At 61.8% G+C, this 23,327-nt stretch carries 14 protein-coding genes and 1 pseudogene; 12 read left to right on the forward strand and 3 right to left on the reverse strand.

The genetic code is table 11. The annotated features are described in order from the left end of the window. Window positions 1–29: 29 nt before the first annotated feature. On the reverse strand, window positions 30–587 hold the full coding sequence (locus MKS85_RS21380) for an NUDIX hydrolase (protein ID WP_139048474.1): 558 nt from the start codon (window positions 585–587) through the stop codon (window positions 30–32). 3 nt (window positions 588–590) lie between these two features. Next, window positions 591–1,658: a DUF2333 family protein gene (locus MKS85_RS21385; RefSeq protein ID WP_047227394.1), complete on the reverse strand. Its 1,068-nt coding sequence runs from the start codon at window positions 1,656–1,658 to the stop codon at window positions 591–593. A gap of 285 nt (window positions 1,659–1,943) precedes the next feature. Between MKS85_RS21385 and MKS85_RS21390 the strand changes: the two genes are divergently transcribed. The 5 genes and pseudogenes from MKS85_RS21390 (at window position 1,944) to accC (ending at window position 9,305) form a co-directional block, all read left to right on the forward strand. After that, on the forward strand, window positions 1,944–3,614 hold the full coding sequence (locus MKS85_RS21390) for a diguanylate cyclase (RefSeq protein ID WP_188252127.1): 1,671 nt from the start codon (window positions 1,944–1,946) through the stop codon (window positions 3,612–3,614). Window positions 3,615–5,106: 1,492 nt separating this feature from the next. Continuing rightward, window positions 5,107–5,613: pseudogene (locus MKS85_RS29035) on the forward strand (methyl-accepting chemotaxis protein); the annotation flags it as partial. 1,356 nt (window positions 5,614–6,969) lie between these two features. After that, window positions 6,970–7,422: a type II 3-dehydroquinate dehydratase gene (aroQ, locus tag MKS85_RS21400; protein WP_018605716.1), complete on the forward strand. Its 453-nt coding sequence runs from the start codon at window positions 6,970–6,972 to the stop codon at window positions 7,420–7,422. 48 nt (window positions 7,423–7,470) lie between these two features. Continuing rightward, window positions 7,471–7,932: an acetyl-CoA carboxylase biotin carboxyl carrier protein gene (gene accB / locus MKS85_RS21405; RefSeq protein WP_047227391.1), complete on the forward strand. Its 462-nt coding sequence runs from the start codon at window positions 7,471–7,473 to the stop codon at window positions 7,930–7,932. Between the two features lie 17 nt (window positions 7,933–7,949). Next, window positions 7,950–9,305 carry an acetyl-CoA carboxylase biotin carboxylase subunit gene (gene accC, locus MKS85_RS21410; RefSeq protein WP_047227390.1) on the forward strand — a complete coding sequence of 452 codons (1,356 nt, stop codon included), beginning with the start codon at window positions 7,950–7,952 and terminating at the stop codon, window positions 9,303–9,305. A gap of 81 nt (window positions 9,306–9,386) precedes the next feature. Here the strand turns inward: accC and MKS85_RS21415 are convergent, their stop codons facing one another. Then, complete coding sequence (locus tag MKS85_RS21415; protein WP_188252128.1) at window positions 9,387–13,361, reverse strand: dermonecrotic toxin domain-containing protein; 3,975 nt, start codon at window positions 13,359–13,361, stop codon at window positions 9,387–9,389. A 192-nt stretch (window positions 13,362–13,553) separates the two neighbouring features. On the opposite strand from MKS85_RS21415, the gene prmA reads away from it, so the two are divergent. The 7 genes from prmA (at window position 13,554) to MKS85_RS21450 (ending at window position 23,266) form a co-directional block, all read left to right on the forward strand. Then, window positions 13,554–14,432: a 50S ribosomal protein L11 methyltransferase gene (gene prmA, locus MKS85_RS21420; protein WP_188252129.1), complete on the forward strand. Its 879-nt coding sequence runs from the start codon at window positions 13,554–13,556 to the stop codon at window positions 14,430–14,432. A gap of 30 nt (window positions 14,433–14,462) precedes the next feature. Then, window positions 14,463–15,707 carry a DUF3426 domain-containing protein gene (locus MKS85_RS21425; RefSeq protein WP_188252130.1) on the forward strand — a complete coding sequence of 415 codons (1,245 nt, stop codon included), beginning with the start codon at window positions 14,463–14,465 and terminating at the stop codon, window positions 15,705–15,707. 185 nt (window positions 15,708–15,892) lie between these two features. Further along, window positions 15,893–16,900, forward strand: a complete 1,008-nt coding sequence (gene dusB / locus MKS85_RS21430) for a tRNA dihydrouridine synthase DusB (RefSeq protein WP_047227386.1) — start codon at window positions 15,893–15,895, stop codon at window positions 16,898–16,900. Then, window positions 16,897–17,217, forward strand: a complete 321-nt coding sequence (gene fis, locus MKS85_RS21435) for a DNA-binding transcriptional regulator Fis (protein ID WP_025211617.1) — start codon at window positions 16,897–16,899, stop codon at window positions 17,215–17,217. The genes dusB and fis overlap by 4 nt, the downstream gene beginning before the upstream one ends. An 83-nt stretch (window positions 17,218–17,300) precedes the next feature. Beyond that, on the forward strand, window positions 17,301–18,908 hold the full coding sequence (gene purH, locus MKS85_RS21440; protein ID WP_047227385.1) for a bifunctional phosphoribosylaminoimidazolecarboxamide formyltransferase/IMP cyclohydrolase: 1,608 nt from the start codon (window positions 17,301–17,303) through the stop codon (window positions 18,906–18,908). A 188-nt stretch (window positions 18,909–19,096) separates the two neighbouring features. After that, window positions 19,097–20,392 (forward strand): phosphoribosylamine--glycine ligase, encoded by a 1,296-nt coding sequence (purD, locus tag MKS85_RS21445; protein WP_047227384.1) that lies wholly within the window; start codon window positions 19,097–19,099, stop codon window positions 20,390–20,392. Between the two features lie 99 nt (window positions 20,393–20,491). Continuing rightward, entirely contained in the window at window positions 20,492–23,266 is a 2,775-nt protein-coding gene (locus MKS85_RS21450) for a response regulator (protein ID WP_310663130.1), read from the forward strand. The last annotated feature ends 61 nt before the right edge of the window (window positions 23,267–23,327 follow it).

Consider the following 23,327-nt stretch of genomic DNA (forward strand, 5'->3'; position numbering starts at 1 on the left):
TAACTTGCTAAGGGCCAATCGGCGCCAATTTAGCGCTTCTTTGCGACATCATCGCCATGGGCTCGCAAATAGCGCTCCAGTGCCGCCAGAGAGTCCGGGCAGTAAGGCTTGTGCTGGATTTCATCGAGCACCTGGTCGACCGCCAGGAAACGCGCCTCGAGTACCTCTTCAGGTTGCAGAATCAGCGGCCCGTCCCACACGGCCGAGAACGCCGAGCACCACAGGCGACTGCCGCTGTCTTCGAAATAAAAATGGTCATGGGCCGTCAGTTCGACGCCGCTCACGCCCAACTCTTCCGCCAGCTCTCGAGCCGCCGACTCGGCGTAGGTCTCGTTGGCCTGCACCATCCCGCCGGCCGCCACGTCCCAGAAGCCCGGATAGATCGCCTTGCTCAGGGTCCGCCGATGAACGCACAACTCACCGGCCGAGTTGAACAGCATGATGTAGGTGCCGCGTCCGATCAGACCGCGCTCACGCAGGTCCGCACGCACCAGGCTGCCAAGCAGGTTGTCGTCTTTATCGACCCAAGCGATGAGCTCGGCATCCGAGGCCACTCGATGAGCGACCTCCCGCGGGCTTTCTTCCATCTGTCAGCCCTGGTTCAGCAGTTGCCGCAAGTCGATCACCGCCGCGTTGGCGCGGGAAATGTAGTTGGCCATCACCAGCGAATGGTTCGCCAATACACCGAAGCCGCTGCCATTGAGGATCATCGGGCTCCAGACCGGCTCCTGGGAGGCTTCGAGTTCACGAATGATCTGCCGCACGCTGACCGTGGCGTTTTTCTTTGCCAGCACATCGGCGAAATCCACTTCGATTGCGCGCAGCAAATGCGACAGCGCCCAGGCCTGGCCGCGAGCTTCGTAGAACACGTTGTCGATCTGCATCCACGGGGTTTCGACCACCTCCTCGTCCACTTGCGGTACCTGGCCCGGGGCCGTGACTTCGGTTTTCAGCGAGGTGTTGAGCTTGACCCGGCCCACGCTGGCCGACAGGCGCTGGGACAGCGAACCCAGACGAGTGCCGACATCGCCCAGCCAATTATTCAGGTTATCGGCGCGGGCATAGAACAGCGCGCTTTTCTGGTTCGGATCGGACAGGCGCGCCTGATAGCGGCTCAGCAGAGTGATGCCTTCCTGGTACTCCGACTCACTGGAGGGCAGCACCCAGCTGCGGTTATCGAAGTTGAAGCGCGGCTCGGCCTTGGCCAGGTCGGCGTCCTCGGCGGACTGGGACTGGGATCGGGCGAAGTCCTTGCGCAGAGCGCGGCTCAGGTCGCGTACCTGCACCAGCACGCCATATTCCCAGCTCGGCATGTTGTCCATCCACAGGCCCGGCGGGAAACGGTCGTTGGAAATGTAGCCACCTGGCTTGGTCAGCAGCGTTTCGGCCACGGTCTTGAGGGTCTCGACGGTGGTGTAGCCGATCACCATTTGCCGGCCTTCCTTCTCCGCGGCCGCCTGGGCGTTCTGCTGCACGGGGAACAGGGCGGGCTCCTGGCTCCAGTACCAGCCGACGGCAATGGTCACCAGCAAGTACAGGCCGACCAGGGTGGCCAGTGCCCGGCTGAAAAAAAGCCCACCCAGGTAGCTGCGGGTGGCCGATTTCGGCTCGGCGGCACGTTCAGGCGCGCTGCCCGCGCGGTTTTTCCAGTCCAGCATGGCGATGTCCCTTCAATCACTTGAGTTCACGGTTCGACCACAACCCTACGCCATCGTGCCTGATTTGAAACGCGATAATGCGGCGCAAATCATGCCGACCACGACAGGGCGATCGAACGGCCACTATAAAGGAAGCGCTGTCACCAGCCTACGAGACTGACCGGTCATAAACTGAATACCCTCCCAAGACAGATTATTGACGTATGACACTCATGCGAATGAAAAGAGGTGCTAGCATAGAGCCACCAGTCGATCTCAGCATGCACCCTAACTAGTAGTCAGGATATGACCGAGCCAGAAGACCCCAGCCGTGAGCGCCTCAAGCACCACTTTGCCCAGCGGGTAATTCACCAGGCTCGTCAGATCCTGGAGATCTGGCAGCGCCTGCAACGCAGTGAATGGTCAGGCATCGACCTGTCGGAGCTCAGCGAAGCCAACCTGCGTCTGCTGCGCTTTGCCGAGCGCTTCGAGCAACCGGAGCATTGCCAGCTCGCCCAGGGCATCAGTCAATCGCTGCAAGCGGTGGAAGCCAATCGCGGGCGTCTGAGCAGCCACCTGATCACTGAAATCAATCGACTGATGCAGCGCCTGTCCCGCACCGGCCTGCGCCATGGCGATCAGCTCGAACAGACCTTCCTGCCGCCGCTGCGCAAACCCATCTACGTGATGTTGCAGGACCATGACCGCGCCGAGCGGCTGGCCAAGCAGTTGGAGTTCTTCGGCCTCAGCGCCCAGGCGCTCGACAGCGTAGCGGCGTTTCGGGCTTCGATGGTCGAGCGCCTGCCGGCCGCGATTGTCATGGACGTGGACTTCAGCGGCCCCGGCATCGGCCTGAAACTGGCCGCCGAAGCTCAGGAAGGCCTGGATCAGCCGTTGCCGCTCTTGTTCTTCAGCCTGTTGGAAACCGACACGCCGACACGCCTGGCGGCGGTGCGCGCCGGCGGGCAGGAGTTCCTCACCGGCACCCTGGAAGCCTCGAGCCTGCTGGAAAAGATCGAAGTGCTGACCTGCGTTGCCCAGTACGAACCCTACAAAGTGCTGATCATTGATGACTCCCGTGCCCAGGCCCTGCACACCGAGCGCCTGCTCAACAGCGCCGGTATCGTCACCCGCACGCTGATCGAACCGATCCAGGCCATGGCCGAGCTGGCGGATTTCCAGCCTGATCTGATCATCCTCGACATGTACATGCCCGCCTGCACCGGCACGGAGCTGGCGAAGGTGATCCGCCACAATGACCGCTATGTCAGCGTGCCGATCATTTACCTGTCCGCCGAAGACGACCTGGACAAACAGCTCGACGCCATGAGTGAAGGCGGCGACGACTTCCTGACCAAACCGATCAAACCCCGGCACCTGATCACCACCGTGCGCAACCGAGCGGCCCGGGCGCGCAACCTCAAGGCGCGGATGGTCCGCGACAGCCTCACCGGTCTTTACAACCACACCCATATCCTGCAATTGCTCGAAGACTGCTGCTTCCGCGCTCGCCGCGAAGGCAAGCCGTTGAGCTTTGCCATGCTGGACATCGACCATTTCAAACGGGTCAACGACAGCCACGGCCACCCCATGGGCGACCGGGTGATCAAAAGCCTGGCGCTGTTTCTCAAGCAGCGTCTGCGCAAGACCGACTTCATCGGCCGTTACGGCGGTGAAGAGTTCGCCATCGTCATGCCAGACACGGATATCGATGCGGCCTACAAGGTACTGGATGAAATCCGCCAGCGTTTTGCCGAAATTCACTACCCGGCGCAGCCCCAGGACCTGTGGTGCACCTTCAGCGCGGGCGTGGTGCAGATGAGCGAAGAGTCCGACAGCCTGATGATGGCCAGCCAGGCGGACGAAGCGCTGTACCGCGCCAAGCACGCAGGGCGCAATCGGGTACAAAGCGCGCGGCAGTCAAAGCAAAGTGCCACCTTTTCATCGGAATCCACCGATTCAGTCATAAACCTGTAACCCAAACGCAATAACTTCAAGCACTTACGATTCTGCCCTTGGTAGACCCTTGATGCGCCTGAAGCTGCTGACCAATCTCAATACCCTTCTTTTAGTTGCCGTGTGCCTTGGCCTGGCTTGCACCCTGTGGTGGTCGCAAATCGCCCTGGAGCGCCCCTATCTGTTGATGGAGCGCTACCTGAGCCTGTCGCGGCAGTTCCAGGGCGAGGTGGCGCGCAACATCGAAGATTACCTGGCCAGCGGCGACGCCTTGCGCCTCAGCGCAGCGACCCAGTCCATTGATACCTTGCAAAAGGACCTCGACCAATTTCCGCCCGAACTGGCCAAGAGCTTGCGCCCAAGCCTGTCCAGCCTCGACGGCTTCAGCAAGACCGATCTGCTGGCCGCCGGTAAGCTGGCGGGCGATCCGCAAGCCCTGCTGTTGCAGGCCGAACGGGAGCTGAGCGCGAGCCTGGACCGCCTTGCGCAATACGCCAATGGCGCCCCGGCCTACCTGCCGCCGTTGTTCGCCGCTTCGCAACATCTGGGCCGACTGTCCCTCGCCCGGGACAAACTGGTCAGCAGCGGACGCAGCGAATTGGCCGCCGATGTCGAACGGGAACTGCAGAGCATCCGCACACAGGCCGAGAGCCTCGACAGCCTGCCGCTGCTGGGCGTGACAGCCAGCAACGAAGCGCAGGGCGATGATTTCGCTGCGCTGATGGGCTTGCAGACCCAGGAAGAAACCGTCGCCGAAGACGCCGGCATCGCCCTCAAGCGCGAACTCAACAGCCTGCTCGGCCGCTACCCCGCCGAACTGGGGCGCACTCGCGCATTGATCCAGAAGCGCACAGAACTGAGCAGCGCCACGCACTTGAAAATCGCCGATGTGCAACAGGCGATCGATGCCATGGAGTCGGCGGTTCGCGCCCAACATGGCCAGATCCAGGGCGAAGTTCGGCTGATTCAGGGATTGATGATCGGCCTGATTCTGCTGATCGCATTGCTCATCGACACCTTGCAGCGGCGCCTGGCCCGGACTTTGACGAATCTGGCACCCGCCCTGTCGACTTGGGCCGAAGGGGATTTCAGCCGCGACATTCATGTGGGCGCCAGCAACCGCGAGTTACAAGACATCCAGGCCTCGCTCAATCGCTTGCGGGCGTATCTGGTGGATCTGGTCGGCACCATTCGCCTGAATGCCGAGCAGGTCGCTGGCAGCAGCCGGGCACTGGCCGAACTGAGTGGAGAATTGCACAGCGGCGCCGAGCACCAGGCCGGTGACACGGCACTGATCCGCGACTCTCTCAGCGAGCTGGAAGCGACCATTCAACAGGTGGCCGGTGACGCCAGCCAGGCCGCCGACGCCAGCCGCAGCGCCGGACATGCGGTGGAGCAAGGGCAGAAAGTCATCGGCCTGAGCCTCACCGGCCTGCATGCGCTGGTGGGCGAAGTGCAAGGCAATGCACAAATGATCGAACAACTGGCCGAGGAATCGGCCACCATCGGCGGCGTGCTGACAGTGATTCGCTCGATTGCCGATCAGACCAACCTGCTGGCCCTCAACGCCGCCATCGAAGCCGCCCGCGCCGGGGACATGGGAAGGGGTTTCGCGGTGGTGGCCGAGGAAGTCCGCTCCCTGGCCCAACGCACGGCGGGCGCCACAGCCGAGATCCAGGAACTGATCGCCCGCTTGCAACTGGCCGCGCGCCAGTCGGTGGACGGCATGCGCGCTCAGGTCGAACACGCCGAAGCCACCGCCAACCAGGCACAAGCGGCCGACGGCGCACTGGATAAAATCGTCGGGGCCATCCAGACCATTTCCGAAACCGCAGTGCGCATCGCCGACGTCACCGCCCAACAAAGCGGCGCCGTCAGCGAAATCCGCGATCACAGTGAGCGGATTCATCAACTGGGTGGGGATAATCTGCTGCGCATTGGTCAGGGGCGGGAACAGGGCGACAACCTGCTGGTGCTCGGTGGGCGGCTGCACACGGCAGTGCAGGCATTTCGGGTTTAAGCAGCACAGATCCCCTGTGGGAGCGAGCCTGCTCGCGAAAGCGGTGGGTCAGCTTGCCTCGGTGTTGAATGGGCCTCCGGCTTCGCGAGCAAGCTCGCTCCCACGCGGGTATCGGGGTGTTCCAACCTTGATGTTCACCACAGCCCCCCTGTGGGAGCGAGCCTGCTCGCGAAAGCGGTGGGTCAGCTTGCATCGGTGTTGAATGTGCCTCCGTCTTCGCGAGCAAGCTCGCTCCCACGCGGGTTTCGGGGTGTTCCAACCTTGATGTTCACCACAGCCCCCCTGTGGGAGCGAGCCTGCTCGCGATAGCGGGGGGTCAGCGTGCATCCGTTTTGAATGTGCCGCCGCCTTCGCGAGCAAGCCCGCTCCCACGCGGGGGTCGGGTTATTCCCAACCTTGATGTTCACCTCAGACCCCCTGTGGGAGCGAGCCTGCTCGCGCTAGCGGTGGGTCAGCTTGCATCAGTTTTGAATGTGCCGCCGCCATCGCGAGCAAGCCCGCTCCCACGCGGGTGTCGGGGTGTTCCAACCTTGAAGTTCACCACAGCCCCCCGGTGGGCACGAGCCTGCGCGCGATTGGAGTGGGTCAGCATGCACAAATGTTGAATCTATCGCCGCCATCGCGTGCAGGCCCGCTCCCACCCGGGTGTCGGGTTCTTACCAACCTTGATGTTCACCTCAGACCCCCTGTGGGAACGAGCCTGCTCGCGATTGCGGTGGGTCAGCTTGCATCCGTTTTGAATGTGCCGCCGCCATCGCGAGCAAGCCCGCTCCCACGCGGGTTTCGGGTTATTCCCAACCTTGATGTTCACCACAGCCCCCCTGTGGGAACGAGCCTGCTCGCGATTGCAGTGGGTCAGCTTGCAGAAATGTTGAATCTATCGCCGCCATCGCGAGCAGGCCCGCTCCCACGCGGGTGTCGGGTTATTCCCAACCTTGATGTTCACCACAGCCCCCCTGTGGGAACGAGCCTGCTCGCGATTGCAGTGGGTCAGCTTGCAGAAATGTTGAATCTATCGCCGCCATCGCGAGCAGGCCCGCTCCCACGCGGGTGTCGGGTTATTCCCAACCTTGATGTTCACCACAGCCCCCCCTGTGGGAGCGAGCCTGCTCGCGATTGCAGTGGGACAGCTTGCAGAAATGTTGGATGTATCGCCGCCATCGCGAGCAGGCTCGCTCCCACAGGGTTTAGCGCAGGCATCCCAGGGGTCGGTGACCGGATCTTGGAGCATGGTCACAAATTTCGCGCAAACATCGGTCATCGTGCTGGCTATTGCAGAGAACTGGACAGTCATAAAGGCTTTGCGGCATAGTCGCCGGGTTCTGACACCTGCTCACAGATAACAAGGAACAGCAGATGGCGACCCTATTGGTCCTGCACGGACCCAACCTGAACCTGCTGGGCACCCGCGAACCGGGCGTCTACGGGGCCGTGACACTGGCCCAGATCAACCAGGACCTGGAACAGCGGGCCCGCAATGCCGGCCATCATTTGCTCTACCTGCAAAGCAACGCCGAATATGAATTGATCGACCGCATCCATGCCGCGCGTGGCGAAGGCGTGGACTTCATTTTGATCAATCCCGCTGCTTTTACGCACACAAGCGTCGCATTACGTGACGCGCTGCTGGCAGTGAGCATCCCATTCATCGAAGTGCATTTGTCCAACGTGCACAAACGCGAACCTTTCCGCCATCACTCCTACTTCTCCGATGTAGCGGTGGGAGTGATCTGCGGCCTTGGCGCCAGCGGTTACCGACTGGCTCTGGAGGCCGCCCTAGAGCAGCTTGAAAAACAGGCAACAGCTTGAACAACAAGCGTTAAACGCCCCTGACCGACCCTTGGGAGTTGATGATTCATGGATATCCGTAAAGTTAAGAAACTGATCGAATTGCTGGAAGAGTCCGGCATCGACGAGCTCGAGATCAAGGAAGGCGAAGAGTCCGTACGCATCAGCCGTCACAGCAAGACCCCGGCCCAGCAGTTCTACGCGCCAGCACCGATGCAGGCTCCAGCCGCCGCGCCTGCTCCGGCAGCAGCGCCAGTTGCCGCCGCTCCAGCAGCACCTGCCGCGCCAACGCTCAACGGCACCGTGGCCCGTTCGCCAATGGTAGGCACGTTCTATCGCAAGTCTTCCCCGTCCTCGCCGTCCTTCGTTGAAGTCGGCCAGACCGTGAAGAAAGGCGACACCCTGTGCATCGTCGAAGCCATGAAGATGATGAACCACATCGAAGCTGAAACCAGCGGTGTGATCGAATCCATCCTCGTTGAAGACGGCCAGCCGGTTGAGTACGACCAACCGCTGTTCACCATCGTTTGAACCGCGGAGAGCCTTTGATGACTGCGAAGTTGGAAAAAGTTCTGATCGCTAACCGCGGTGAGATCGCCCTGCGGATTCTGCGTGCCTGCAAAGAGATGGGCATCAAGACCGTCGCCGTTTACTCCAAGGCCGACAAAGAACTGATGCACCTGGGCCTGGCGGACGAATCCGTCTGCATCGGTCCGGCGTCGGCTGCGCACTCTTACCTGCACATCCCGGCGATCATCGCCGCCGCTGAAGTGACCGGCGCCACCGCCATTCACCCTGGCTACGGTTTCCTGGCGGAAAACGCCGACTTCGCCGAACAGGTCGAAAACTCCGGTTTTGCCTTCATTGGTCCGAAAGCCGACACCATCCGCCTGATGGGCGACAAGGTATCGGCCAAGCACGCCATGATCGCCGCCGGCGTACCTACCGTTCCAGGTTCCGACGGCCCGCTGCCTGAAGACGAAGAAACCGCCCTGCGCATTGGCCGCGAAGTCGGCTATCCGGTGATCATCAAGGCTGCCGGTGGTGGCGGTGGTCGCGGCATGCGTGTGGTACACAAGGAAGAAGACCTGATTTCCTCGGCGAAACTGACCCGCTCCGAAGCGGGCGCGGCGTTCGGCAACCCGATGGTCTATCTGGAAAAGTTCCTGACCAACCCGCGTCACGTCGAAGTCCAGGTGCTGTCCGACGGCCAGGGCCAGGCCATCCATCTGGGCGACCGCGATTGCTCGCTGCAACGTCGTCACCAGAAGGTCCTCGAAGAAGCACCGGCACCGGGCATCGACGAGCAGGCTCGCGCGGAAGTCCTGGCACGCTGCGTCAAGGCCTGCATCGACATCGGCTACCGCGGCGCCGGCACCTTCGAGTTCCTCTACGAGAACGGTCGTTTCTACTTCATCGAAATGAACACCCGTGTTCAGGTGGAGCACCCGGTTTCGGAAATGGTCACTGGTATCGACATCGTCAAGGAGATGCTCAGCATCGCCGCCGGCAACAAACTGTCGTTCACCCAGGATGACGTGGTGATCCGCGGCCACTCGCTGGAATGCCGGATCAACGCCGAAGACCCGAAAACCTTCATGCCAAGCCCAGGCACGGTCAAGCATTTCCATGCTCCAGGCGGCAATGGCGTTCGCGTCGACTCGCACCTGTACAGCGGTTATGCGGTTCCGCCGAACTATGACTCGTTGATCGGCAAGCTGATCACCTACGGCGCAACCCGTGACGAAGCCATGGCGCGCATGCGCAATGCGCTGGACGAAATCGTGGTGGACGGGATCAAGACCAACATCCCGCTGCACCGCGACCTGGTCCGCGACGAAGGCTTCTGCAAAGGTGGCGTCAACATCCATTACCTGGAACACAAGCTGGCTGATCAGGCTTGATGTTCCGAGTGATGTAAAAAAGACCCCGGTCCATTGGCCGGGGTCTTTTTTTGCCTGCCTTTCACAATGGCGGCGAATGACTCAGCTCAGCGCTACCGTAGGGAGTGCCTGTGCTTCGATCTGCGCCCTCGTCGCCGCCCTGCCCTGCTGGGTGCGAACGCTACCGTTGGCATTGGCTACCAACGGCTCACTACGCAAGCGCGTCATGAACCCACGCGCACGCACCGACACCGGGTCGGAACTCTGTTTCGCCCTCGCCAGCACCGGTATGTAGTAGCGCTCAACCTGACTCTGTGATGTCTTGAACACCGACGTCACCCCAGTGCGCAGATCCAGCGACACACCATAGGTATTACCGAAGCAGGAAGAATACGACCAGTGATCCCAGGTTGGCTGCAGCCCCTGGCGCCTCATCACCGATCTGACCGGCTCGCCAATATCAGCGCCTGTCAGCCAATCGCCGCCCACCAGAATGGCGCGAATATCCTTCGCTGCCCCTCCCAAACGCTGCTTCACTTCGCGAACACTGCGCTCGATCAGTGCGCGGATGTTGTGATCAAAATGAATGACCGCCCCGACCTTGGTGGTCGGGTTGTACAAGGAAGCGATCACGCATGTCTGGGCGTTCAGGGAGAACAGATAGTTGTCTGCCGCCGTCTCGCTGAACCTGGCGACCACCGCCTCGCCCTGCAACGCGCCCCGCGCCACGTCCGGGAAGACATGCCCGGGAAACGCTTCGCGAAGATCGCTCACTCGCCCAAGGTTACGCACATCATCATTGCCGCCACTCATTCCAACGGGTTTACGCGCCCACTTGCCATTCGCCATCCTGTACACAGGCGGTTTGTAAAAGGCGCCGGGATAACGGGCATCCACCAGGCACAGACCATCGAAGTAGATATTCCCCCTCACCTGGTAGTACCTGCCCTTGTCGAGTATGTAGAAAGCATTTCGCGGCTGCGTAGCGCTGGACGGGCTGAGATAGGTGCCTTTGAAAGCCCCCTCGGTCACCTGCTGCAAATTCTTCGGCGTTTCCCTGACCGCCTGTTTCGGATCGAAACGGATAGGCTGGATCAGCGGCCCGCTCTCCCTGGCAGCGACTGATGTCACCTGCCGCAGGCGCTGAGCGGCCAAGGACATGGGCCTTACGGCGAGCTTCAGACTCCTGACAGCCTGACCGAGCAGCCGGGTCATGCTCATTGCCCCAAGCATGCCGAACAACGCTCCCCAGGTCGCTTGCAGCCAATGGCCGAGGGCCCGATCGGTATCGCCCTGCCCATGCGCCTCGATCGCCTGCCTGGAACTGAGGGCAATGAAGCCGGCATCCAGCAACAGGGCAAAGGGCGGGTAAACCATGCACACCGGCGCGGAGGCGAAGAGCAGGCCCTTGAGCACCTGATCCCTGATCACCTCGCCACGACTTTTGGTGACGTCCTCCACGTCAGTGACAGCGCGCTCGATGTAGGCATCGAACTGCGACGAGATATCCATCACCCGATTGAGTTCGCGCAATACATCGAGGCCACGGGTCGTGGTCGCCAAAGCCGTCAGCGAGCGTCTTACCGTGGCACGGGCACCGACGGCCACCCGCTCCAGCACGTAATCACGCAGGCGTGCGGCGACCGTCCCGGAGAAGTCCTGGTATTGGCGAAACGTGACGCCGTCGGGAGCGTCGGGCGTGTACAGCCAATAGGCGCCTTTGGGATCAAAGTAGGCAAAGACATAGACGCCCAATACCACATGACCGCCGACGGTAAACCGGATCAGACCTTCGCGCCGCACCACCGCCTGCGAACTCACTGAGCCGGTCACCGGCGTCGACTCACTCAGCAGCGTGATTTGCCGGGTGAGCCACCAGAACTCACGGGCGTTCAACAAGGACTTGCCCGTCGCGATCCGCAGGTCGCGATCCATCCGGGTCAGCAACAGGTTGCGGTAGGCATTACGCCGCTTGGTGTATTCGGCAGCGCTGGCATCGAGGAACCTGGCGCGGATCTGCCGCGCATACTGCTCGCCCACGTAGGCCCGCCGGATGTAGGTCGCCAGCTCCGCACTGCGAACCTGCCCCAGGTCCTGCCCGATCGATGAGCGCACGCCTTTTCTGGGGTTGTCGATGCCCGAGTTGTCGTCATACCCATGGATGGCCAGCTCCAGCAAGCTGGCAACCTGGGTCTTGCCACTCGCCAGACCGGGTGTGTAGTCGATGAGCACCGTGGCAGGATCGACCGGTTCCTGCACCCCCTTGCTACGCATGTACGGTGCGATGGCTTGGGTGACGGTACGTTTGGCGAAGTCCACAAAGACCTCATAGCCGGCGATCTGCTCGTTGAAGACCTGCTGATGAACCAGGAGCTCCTGGCTCAAGCTGCTGATGATACGTCGGGAGTCAAGCGGCAGGGCCGCGTACCACTGGGGCGATTCGTCCTGCTCCACCTGCGCCAGGTTGTTGGCCAGGCCCATTGCAACAGACGCCTCAAGGCAGGCTTTGAAGGCCATCGCAGTGCTCCTGAGGTCTTTGTTCAGATCCCATGCCACCGGCTTGTCCGCCACGCCGGCAAAGTACTCCCGAGCCACATCACGCCCGACTGCAGAGAGTTGTTGCAACAGGTATTCGCGACCCGCCTGGCTTTCAATCCAGGCGCCTATCTCTGCATTCACGGACCGAAGCGAGGGCAACTCGATCCACTCCTGCCCATCTGGCTTGCCGGGGGCGTACAACAACAGATCACTGACCTCGCCCGACCGGTCCTCGCGGTAGAACAACAGAAGATCGGAACACTTCAGTGCGTTTGGAAGCGCAAGGCAGGCCACACGCCAGGCACTGGCCGATTGCGCCGACGTCTCGTTTGCCCATAAGGTTTTGAGCGCCTCGTGATGGCTCACCTTCAAATGGCCCGCACAACGTGCCACGAACGCGCTTTGCTCCAGGCGCGCCACGAACCAATCGAGCATGGCGTCCTTCAGGTCTGCCCGGCCATATTGGCTGACCAATGCTGCCCCATACCCAGCGGGGGCATCCACGTCTGCCAGCAGTTGGGTAATGAACGCCGGCGAAAGAGGCTGGTTGCGCAGCATGGCGCCATTTTCCACCAGGAACACCGATATGGCGTCCGATCTTATCGGACCTGCCGCCAGCAATTCGCTCAGGCTATGGGTCTGCACCGGCTGGTCAATGATCCCTCGCCACTGCAACTGCACTCGAATGCCGTCAGGCTCGACTTCCATGTCCAGCTCACGCCTGACATAGTCCCTGGCCAGCCGCCGGGCAAACGCCTGCAGCGAGCCCAGGCCGTCGAGCAACTCATCCACCAGCGCCTGCGCCTGCGAGGTCCGCGCCTCAAAAGCCTTCAACTGTTTACGCTCGACTTCACTCAACGCCTTCAGCCAGCCAGGCAATTGCCCCCCAGCGATTGCCTGAAGACTCCGCCGTTCCTGAGCGGTTGCCAACGAGGTGATCTGGTTAGTGAGACGCCAGTGCGCCTGAAGGTTTTCAAGCTTCTCCCTCAGCTCATCGACGTCCACCCCCGTCAGTTGCTCCGGCTGGAAAATCCTATCGATCCGGGCCAGGAATTCAGCGAGCCTGTGCTTGACCACCTCCTCAAGAGAGGCGTCGCTCCCGGCCATGCGCCAGTGACGTTGCAGATAGTCTTTGTAGTGATGGGTAAAGCCCGCGGCGCTTGCTTCCACCACCTGTACGATGACTTCCCGACGCTCAGCCGCAAACCCCGGATCAGCCCCGCCGGGCCAGCGGTAAGGAGCATCCTGTTCTTCGTCAAAAGCCACCGGTGTCTGGTCGATCATCCGTTGCAGCACCGCATCGAGCAGGGTGCCGATGAAGTATGGATCGATGTTGCCCTGGTAATAATGGGTGCGCAGTTGGACCAGCAGGTACTCTTCCAGCACCTCCAGCAAGGGCATCTGAGCGTGTAATCGCTGGTCGATAGCCGCCTGCCAACGTGCCAACTTCTCCAGAATGACTTGTGCTGTTTCCGCCTGCGGGGAAGAGACCGTCCCCGCGCCGCTCGTGTTGCTGTGCCGTTCGGCAGTGTTGTCCATCACATTCCTCCCTGTTGTGTGGACCCGCACCTTATCCGCCCTGCATTGCCCCCATGTCATACATATATATATCGAAACACCACGCCGGCGGCACGAGACTCGCTTATCCACTTTGATGGCGACCTGGCGTACACTGCGCGCCTTTGCAGCCCCGCGCTGCCTCCTGTAGATTTTTTTCCAAAGGTGCCCGCCATGCCTTGGCTGCAAGTACGTCTGGCCATCAGCCCGGAACAAGCCGAAACCTACGAAGACGCGTTTCTTGAAGTAGGCGCCGTATCGGTAACCTTCATGGACGCCGAAGACCAGCCGATCTTCGAGCCGGAACTCAATACCACGCCGTTATGGTCCCACACTCACCTGCTGGCCCTTTTCGAAGGTGGCACCGAGCCGACCAGCGTGCTGGCACATCTGGAGCTGCTCACCGGCAGCCCGTTGCCCGAGCATCACAGCGAAGTGATCGAAGACCAGGATTGGGAACGCAGCTGGATGGATAACTTCCAGCCGATGCGCTTCGGTCAGCGCCTGTGGATCGTGCCGAGCTGGCATGCCGCGCCGCAGCCGGATGCGGTGAACCTGCTGCTGGACCCAGGGCTGGCGTTCGGCACTGGCACGCACCCGACCACCGCGCTGTGCCTGGAATGGCTCGACGGCCAGGACCTTAAAGACTGCAACGTGCTCGACTTCGGCTGCGGCTCGGGGATCCTGGCGATTGCTGCGCTGCTGTTGGGCGCCAAGGAAGCGGTCGGCACCGACATCGACGTCCAGGCCCTGGAAGCCTCCCGCGACAACGCCGGGCGCAACAACATTGCCCCAGAGCTGTTCCCCCTGTACTTGCCGCAAGACCTGCCACAGGTTCAGGCCGACGTACTGGTGGCCAACATCCTGGCCGGTCCGCTGGTGTCCCTGGCGCCGCAGTTGTCGAGCCTGGTCAAGCCGGGCGGACGCCTGGCGCTGTCGGGCATCCTGGCCGAACAGGGTGAAGAAGTCGCTGCGGCCTATGCCGCGGACTTTGATCTGGACCCCATTGCCAATCGCGATGGCTGGGTGCGCATCACCGGTCGTCGGCGCTAGAATGGCCGCCTGTATCAACCGGATTGCCGCATGACTGACAGTTTCGTCACCCAGTGCCCGCATTGCCACACCAGTTTTCGCGTCAGCCATACTCAATTGAGCGTGGCCCGCGGGGTGGTTCGCTGTGGCTCGTGCCTGCAAGTGTTCAATGCCGCACGGCAATTGCTGGAACAGCATACTGCCAAGGAAACCGTCACGCCCCTGGCACCGCCAATCAAGACGCCCGCCGCCAAATCCCCGCCCCGTGCGATCAGCCAGAAGCAATGGACCGCCGCCGAGCTGGACCTCGATGATCTGGACAAGGAACTGGCTCGACTGGAGCGGCGTGACAAGCGTGCGCCGGATACCTTCGGCCGACGTCGTGAAGACAACCTGAGCGCGCAACGCGACCCGCTCTCGAACGATCAGGAGCCTTGGTCCGACAGCCTGTACAGCGAATCCGCCAGCGAGCGCGACGAAACGGCCCTACAAACCCCGGTCGAACCGTTCGAGCCCCATGAACCGGCCCGCCCACCGCGCACCGAACCGTCCTTGTCCTTGCCCCTGACCCTGGAACCGCTGGAACCGGACGACGAGCCGGTCACCCCGCTACGCCTGGAGCCGGACGACGAGCCCCACGAACACCTGGAAAGTCTGTCTGCCAGCGATGATCACGATGATCACGACGAAGCACCGTTGCAAGCGGTGCCGACGCGCAAGGCACGCGAGCGCCATGAACCCGGATTACGCGCCGAGGCCCTTCAGGACCTGGATGACGATCCGCTGCAACTGGACTGGCGCAAGCGTCGCTCGCCCTGGGGCCGGCGTTTGCTGTGGGGCCTGTTGATCCTGTTCGCCGCCGCGGCCCTGGCCGGCCAGTACATCGCCTACCACTTCGAAGAACTGGCCCGTCAGGATCAGTATCGCCCGTGGTTCCTGCAGATTTGCCCGACCATCGGCTGCGACGTGCCGTCCAAGGTCGACATCGGCAAAATCAAAAGCAGCAACCTGGTGGTGCGCAGCCATCCGGAGTTCAGCGGCGCCCTGGTGGTGGACGCAATCATCTACAACCGTGCGCCGTTCTCCCAGCCTTTCCCGCTGCTGGAGCTGCGTTTCGCCGACCTCAACGGGCATCTGATCGCCAGTCGCCGTTTCAAGCCCGGTGAATATCTGGGCGGCGATGTCGAAGGCCTGGGGGAAATGCCGCCGCAGACGCCCATTCATATTGCCCTGGATATCCTCGACCCGGGACCTAAAGCGGTGAACTACAGCCTGAGCTTTCATTCACCAGAGTGATGCACACCAGGGCCGGGCGATTGGCGGCAGCTTTCTGACTCAGCGCACCCGAACCAAACCGCTGGCGATAACAAAATAGCTGTTCAGATTTTATCCAATTCGACCTTTATCCAGTCATCGAGAGCGGGTATCATGCCAACCCTTTTTCGAAGTCTCATGATCCGGCCCCACTTCAGGGAAGTCCTATGTCGGCGGTACGCATCGGCCCATATACATTACAGAACGGCCTGGTTCTCGCCCCAATGGCGGGCGTCACCGACCAGCCCTTTCGTCAGCTGTGCAAGCGACTGGGCGCCGGGCTTGTAGTTTCGGAAATGGTCAGCAGCGACATGAGTTTGTGGAACACCCGCAAATCGCGTCTGCGCATGATCCACGAAGGCGATCCCGAGCCCCGCTCGGTGCAGATCGCCGGTGGCGATGCCCAGATGCTGGCGCAGGCGGCCCGGGCCAATGTCGAGCTGGGCGCACAGATCATCGACATCAACATGGGCTGTCCGGCGAAGAAGGTCTGCAACAAGGCTGCAGGCTCGGCACTGTTGAAGGATGAAGCGCTGGTCACCGAGATCCTGCAGGCGGTCGTCGCCGCAGTCGATGTGCCGGTGACCCTGAAGATCCGCACCGGGTGGGACCGGGAGAACAAGAACGGCCTGACGGTGGCCAAGATCGCCGAACAGGCAGGCATCACGGCGTTGGCGGTGCATGGCCGCACCCGTGCCGACCTGTACACCGGCGAGGCCGAGTACGACACCATTGCCGCGATCAAGCAGGCGGTGTCGATGCCGGTCTTTGCCAACGGCGATGTCGACTCGCCCGAAAAGGCCCGGTACGTGCTGGACGCGACGGGTGCCGACGGGTTGTTGATCGGCCGGGCTGCCCAGGGGCGGCCATGGATTTTTCGTGAAATCGAACACTTCCTGCGCACCGGCGAAAAGCTCGCTGCGCCGCAACTGTCCGAGGTGGAACGTATTCTGCTAGAGCATCTGGCCGCGCTGCATGCCTTCTACGGAGAAGTCATGGGTGTACGCATCGCTCGCAAGCATGTGGGCTGGTATCTCGCAACCCTGCCGGGCGCCAGGGAGTTTCGCGCCCGTTTCAATCGTTTGGATGGTACGCAAGCACAATGCGCCGACGTTCAGGCGTTCTTCGCTGAGCGTTACAAGAGCCTGACAGGGGACGAAGGGGTGGCCGCATGACGATGATGACCGAGACTTTAGTGAGTGGAATAACACCCGTGAGCGACAACGTAAATTTGAAACAGCACCTCAATACGCCCAGCGAAGAAGGTCAGACCCTTCGCGGGAGTGTCGAGAAGGCGCTGCACAATTATTTCGCCCACCTTGAGGGCGCTGCCGTCACGGATGTGTACAACCTGGTGCTTTCGGAAGTCGAGGCACCTCTGCTCGAGAGCGTGATGAACTACGTCAAGGGCAACCAGACCAAGGCCAGTGAGCTGCTGGGCCTGAACCGCGGCACCCTGCGCAAGAAACTCAAGCAGTACGATCTGCTGTAAGCATTCAATCAAACCAGAAAGGCGCCCGCGTAAAAAACGGTCGCCTTTTTTGCTGACTTCCCTTGCTTTTGATGGAAATTGAAATGACCGACCAGACCACCCGCCTGCCGATCCGCCGCGCCTTGATCAGCGTCTCCGACAAGACCGGGATCCTCGAATTTGCCCGCGAACTGCAACAGTTGGGTGTCGAGATCCTCTCCACCGGCGGGACCTTCAAGCTGCTGCAGGACAACGGCGTCGCCGCAGTGGAAGTCGCGGACTACACCGGTTTTGCGGAAATGATGGACGGTCGGGTCAAGACCCTGCACCCGAAGATCCACGGCGGGATCCTGGGTCGTCGCGGCATCGACGACGCCATCATGAACGAGCACGGCATCAAGCCGATCGACCTGGTGGCCGTCAACCTCTACCCGTTCGAAGCCACCATCAACAAGCCAGGTTGCGACCTGCCGACCGCCATTGAAAACATCGACATCGGCGGCCCGACCATGGTCCGCTCGGCGGCCAAGAACCACAAAGACGTGGCCATCGTGGTCAACGCCAGTGACTACGCCAGCGTGCTGGAAAACCTCAAGGCCGGTGGCCTGACCTACGCCCAGCGTTTCGACCTGATGCTCAAGGCCTTTGAACACACCGCCGCCTACGACGGCATGATCGCCAACTACATGGGCACCGTGAACCAGGCCGCTGAAACCCTGTCGACCGAAGGCCGCAGCGAATTCCCACGCACCTTCAACACCCAGTTCATCAAGGCTCAGGAAATGCGCTACGGCGAGAACCCGCACCAGAGCGCGGCGTTCTACGTGGAAGCCAAGCCGGCCGAAGTCGGTATCGCCACCGCCACCCAGTTGCAAGGCAAGGAACTGTCGTTCAACAACGTGGCCGACACCGATGCGGCGCTGGAATGCGTCAAGAGCTTCGTCAAGCCCGCCTGCGTGATCGTCAAGCACGCCAACCCGTGCGGCGTGGCCGTCAGCCCGGACGCCGAGGGCGGCATCCGCCAAGCCTACGAACTGGCCTACGCCACCGACACCGAATCGGCCTTCGGCGGCATCATCGCCTTCAACCGTGAACTGGACGCCGAAACCGCCAAGGCCATCGTCGAGCGTCAGTTCGTCGAAGTGATCATCGCCCCTTCGGTCAGCGAAGAAGCCCGTGCCATCGTCGCCGCCAAGGCCAACGTGCGCCTGCTGGCCTGCGGCCAATGGTCGGCCGACCGCGCGCCGGCCTGGGACTACAAGCGTGTCAACGGCGGCCTGCTGGTACAAAGTCGCGACATCGGCATGATCGGCAGCGAAGATTTGAAAGTGGTGACCAAGCGCGCCCCAAGCGAGCAGGAAATCAACGATTTGATCTTCGCCTGGAAAGTCGCCAAGTACGTCAAGTCCAACGCCATTGTCTACGCCAAGAACCGCCAGACCATCGGCGTCGGCGCCGGCCAGATGAGCCGCGTGAACTCGGCCCGCATCGCCGCGATCAAGGCTGAACACGCCGGTTTGCAGGTACAGGGCGCGGTCATGGCCTCCGATGCGTTCTTCCCGTTCCGCGACGGCATCGACAACGCGGCCAAGGTCGGCATCACTGCGGTGATCCAGCCGGGTGGTTCGATGCGTGACGCTGAAGTGATTGCGGCGGCTGATGAAGCCGGCATCGCCATGGTATTCACCGGCATGCGCCACTTCCGTCACTAACAAGACAACGGCCGCACTGAAGCCGGCATCTGCTGCGTTGGAGCCGACCTCGATGATGCTCATTGCCAAAAGGCAACTCCGCTCATCAAGGTCGACTCCGCCTTGCATCTACCGACTTCATTGCGACCTCCTATGGCGCAAAACGCCCTAGGCTCCAAACAGAATCAGCGTCATCCGAGGTTTTTGAAATGAATGTTTTGATCATTGGCAGCGGTGGCCGTGAACACGCCCTGGCCTGGAAAGTGGCTCAGGATCCGCGTGTGCAGAAGGTTTTCGTGGCACCGGGCAATGCCGGTACCGCCATCGAAGCCAAATGCGAAAACGTCGCCATCGACGTGCTGGCCCTGGAACAACTGGCCGACTTCGCCGAGAAGAACGTCTCGCTGACCATCGTCGGCCCGGAAGTGCCGCTGGTCGCCGGCGTGGTCGATCTGTTCCGTTCCCGTGGCCTGGACTGCTTCGGCCCGACGTCCGGCGCCGCACAGCTGGAAGGCTCGAAAGCCTTTACCAAGGATTTCCTGGCACGTCACAAGATTCCGACCGCCGACTACCAGAACTTCACCGAGATCGATCCGGCCCTGGCTTACCTGCGCGAAAAAGGCGCGCCGATCGTGATCAAGGCCGACGGCCTGGCCGCCGGTAAAGGCGTGATCGTAGCCATGACCCTGGCCGAAGCCGAAGACGCCGTGCGCGACATGCTGGCCGGCAATGCCTTCGGGGACGCCGGTTCCCGGGTGGTGATCGAAGAGTTCCTCGACGGCGAAGAAGCCAGCTTCATCGTCATGGTCGATGGCAAGAACGTCCTGCCAATGGCCACCAGCCAGGACCACAAACGTGTTGGCGATGGCGACAGCGGCCCGAACACCGGTGGCATGGGTGCCTACTCCCCTGCCCCGGTGGTCACTACCGAGGTCCATCAGCGGGTCATGGACCAGGTCATCTGGCCGACCGTGCGCGGCATGGCCGAGGAAGGCAACGTCTACACCGGCTTCCTGTATGCCGGCCTGATGATCGACAAGGCTGGTAACCCAAAAGTCATCGAATTCAACTGCCGTTTCGGCGATCCTGAGACCCAGCCGGTGATGCTGCGCCTGCAATCGAGCCTGGTGCTGCTGGTCGAAGCGGCCCTGGCCCAGGCTCTGGACAAGGTCGAAGCCCAGTGGGATCCGCGTCCGAGCGTCGGTGTGGTACTGGCAGCCGGGGGTTATCCGGGCGACTACGCTAAAGGTAATGCGATACAAGGCCTGGAGGCTGCAGCCGGGCTTGAAGGCAAGGTTTTCCATGCGGGGACCGCGCTGAAGGATGGCCAGGTGGTCACCGCCGGCGGTCGCGTACTTTGCGCCACCGCCATGGGGTCCAGTGTCGACGCGGCTCAGCAGCAGGCCTACAAGCTTGCCGCCGAGATCGACTGGGAAGGCTGTTTCTACCGCAAGGACATTGGCTACCGTGCCATTGCCCGCGAGCGTGGCGAAAATCTGGAATAACCCGGCCATTCAGACCGGCAAGCGCCCATGGCCCTTGCCTGTCTGCTCCGGCGCCGCGCATAGTTATAATCTGGCATCAACCTACGAAGGGATTTCGCCGTGCGCTGGCTCAGGATTGCCATAGGTTTAACCGTCACCCTGCTGACACTGCTCTGCACGCTCCCGGCCCAGGCCGCGCCAGGCAGTGGCTGGGCGGTATTGCTCGACGAACAGGGCGACCTGAAGCTGAGCGACATCCGTTCTGCCCGCTACACCAATCAATTCAGCCCCATCGACCTGGACCGCCTGAAGGCCGCCGAGCCGGGTGGGGCATTGTGGTTGCGTTTCCGGCTTGCCCCCGACCCACATGAACAAATACTGCGTATCTTTGCACCCGACCTGTCTCGCCTGAACCTCTATGTGCTGGACGGCGATACCCTGGTGGACCAACAGGTCGGCGGGGATGCCCTGCCCCGTATCGAACAGCCCCTGCCCAGCAGCGATTACATGCTGGCCCTGCCGCGCAGCGACAAACAGCTGGACGTCTACCTGCGCCTGGCGTCCCGGCACGAACTGCGGCCCTATGTCACCCTGGAAACGGCGATTCAGGCGGCGGCCAACCAGAACCAGACGCTGATCTACGGGTTGCTGTTCGGCTGCATCGCGATGCTGATCCTGCACAACCTGACCCGCTACGCCTATACCCGCTCACGCAGTTGCCTGTGGCTGGCGGCCTGCGAAGGGTTGTTGATGCTCAGCCTGGTGCTGCTGTTGAACCTGGCTGGAGCCTGGCTGCCCGACTGGCCGGCCATTCAGACGCCGGGGGCCTATCTGGCCCTGCTGCTGACCGCGCCCTGCGGCCTGATGTTCGCCTACCGCTTCTTCGCCCCACTGGGGCCGCACCCGTTGAACCGGCTGCTGCTGGGAGACATCGTGTTCATCACGCTCTGCAGCCTGCTGCTGTTGTTCGTGAACACACTGCCGCTCAATATCATGACCTATGCCCTGGTCGCGCTGGCCGGCCTGAGCATGCTGTTTGTCAGCGCCTGGCACTGGCAAAAGGGCTATCGCCCGGCACGGCTGTTTGTCGCCGCCATGGTGGTTTTCAACCTGGGCACGCTGATCATCCTGCCGGCCCTGCAAGGGCTGACGGAAGTCGCTCCCCAGGGCCTGATCATCACCCTGCTGGGGTTCATCTGCGTCAGCGGACTGCTCATGAGTGTCGCCCTGGGTGAGCGCCAGCGCTCGATCAACGAGAGCCGTTTCAGCATCAGCCGCGACCTGGCGGCGAGCAATGCCGAGATCAATGCCAAGGCCGAGTTCCTGGCCAAGATCAGCCACGAAATCCGTACGCCGATGAACGGCGTACTGGGCATGACCGAACTGCTGCTGGGCACGCCGCTGTCGGTCAAGCAGCGTGATTACGTGCAGACGATCCACAGCGCCGGCAACGAACTGCTGACCCTGATCAACGAGATCCTCGACATTTCCCGGCTGGAGTCCGGGCAGATCGAACTGGACGACGTGCAGTTCGACCTCAATGCGCTGATCGAGGACTGCCTGAGTATCTTCCGCGCCAAGGCCGAACAGCAGAATGTCGAACTGATCAGCTTTATCCAGCCCCAGGTGCCGCGAGTGATCAGCGGTGACCCGACACGGTTGCGCCAGGCGCTACTGAGCCTGCTGGAAAACGCCCTGAAAAAAACCGACGAGGGCGAAGTGTTGATCGTCGTGGCGCTGGACGAGCGCAGCAATCAGCCGCGCCTGCGCATCGCGGTGCAGGACAGCGGAACGCCCATGGACGCCGAAGAGCGCGACACGCTGATGCATGCCGAATTGCACAGCAAGAACTTCCTCTCGGCCACCCGCCTGGGCGGCAACCTGGGCCTGGTCATCGCCCGTCAATTGATCATGCTGATGCACGGCGAGTTCGGCATCAAAAGCGGCAGCAACCAGGGCAGTACCTTGTGGCTGACCTTGCCTCTGGACCGGGATCGCCTCGAACATCCGACCTCCGACCTCGACAGTCCGCTGCAAGGGGCGCGGGTGTTGATCGTCGACGACAATGACACCTGCCGCAAAGTGCTCGTGCAGCAATGCAGCGCCTGGGGCCTGAACGTCAGCGCCGTACCATCGGGCAAGGAAGCCCTGGCGCTGCTGCGCACCAAGGCGCACCTGCGGGACTACTTCGACGTGGTGCTGCTGGACCAGAACATGCCCGGCATGACCGGCATGCAACTGGCGGCCAAGATCAAGGAAGACCCGAGCCTGAATCACGACATCCTGTTGATCATGCTCACCGGCATCAGCAACGCGCCGAGCAAGGTCGTGGCACGCAACAGCGGGGTCAAGCGCATCCTCGCCAAACCGGTGGCCGGCTATACCCTCAAGACCACCCTGGCGGACGAACTCAACCAGCGCAACAAAGGCCAGGCGCCGAGCATTCCGATGGGCGCCGGTCCTGTCGTTCCGGTAAAAGTGCCCAGCGACTTCCGCATCCTGGTGGCCGAAGACAACAGCATTTCCACCAAGGTCATCCGTGGCATGCTCGGCAAGCTCAACCTGCAACCCGATACCGCCAGCAACGGCGAGGAAGCCCTCAAGGCCATGAAGGAGCAGCGCTACGACCTGGTCTTGATGGACTGCGAAATGCCGATCCTCGACGGCTTTTCCGCCACGCAACAGCTACGCGCCTGGGAAATGGGTAACCAGCGCACCCGCACCCCCGTGGTCGCGCTCACCGCGCACATCCTGGCCGAACACAAGGAACGCGCCCGTCAGGCCGGGATGGACGGCCATATGGCCAAACCGGTGGAACTGTCGCAACTGCGCGAGCTGATCGAACACTGGGTGGCCCAGCGCGACCAGCAGAATCGTACAGCGCAGACGTCCTGAGCCGACAGACACCAAAACGCCTGATAGACTCCCCGACGTCTTTCTCCGCCTTGAGCCTCGA

Origin of the sequence: Pseudomonas sp. JL2 (assembly GCF_031570495.1) — a bacterium.
In the GTDB taxonomy this organism is placed as follows: Bacteria; Pseudomonadota; Gammaproteobacteria; order Pseudomonadales; family Pseudomonadaceae; genus Aquipseudomonas; species Aquipseudomonas rhizophila.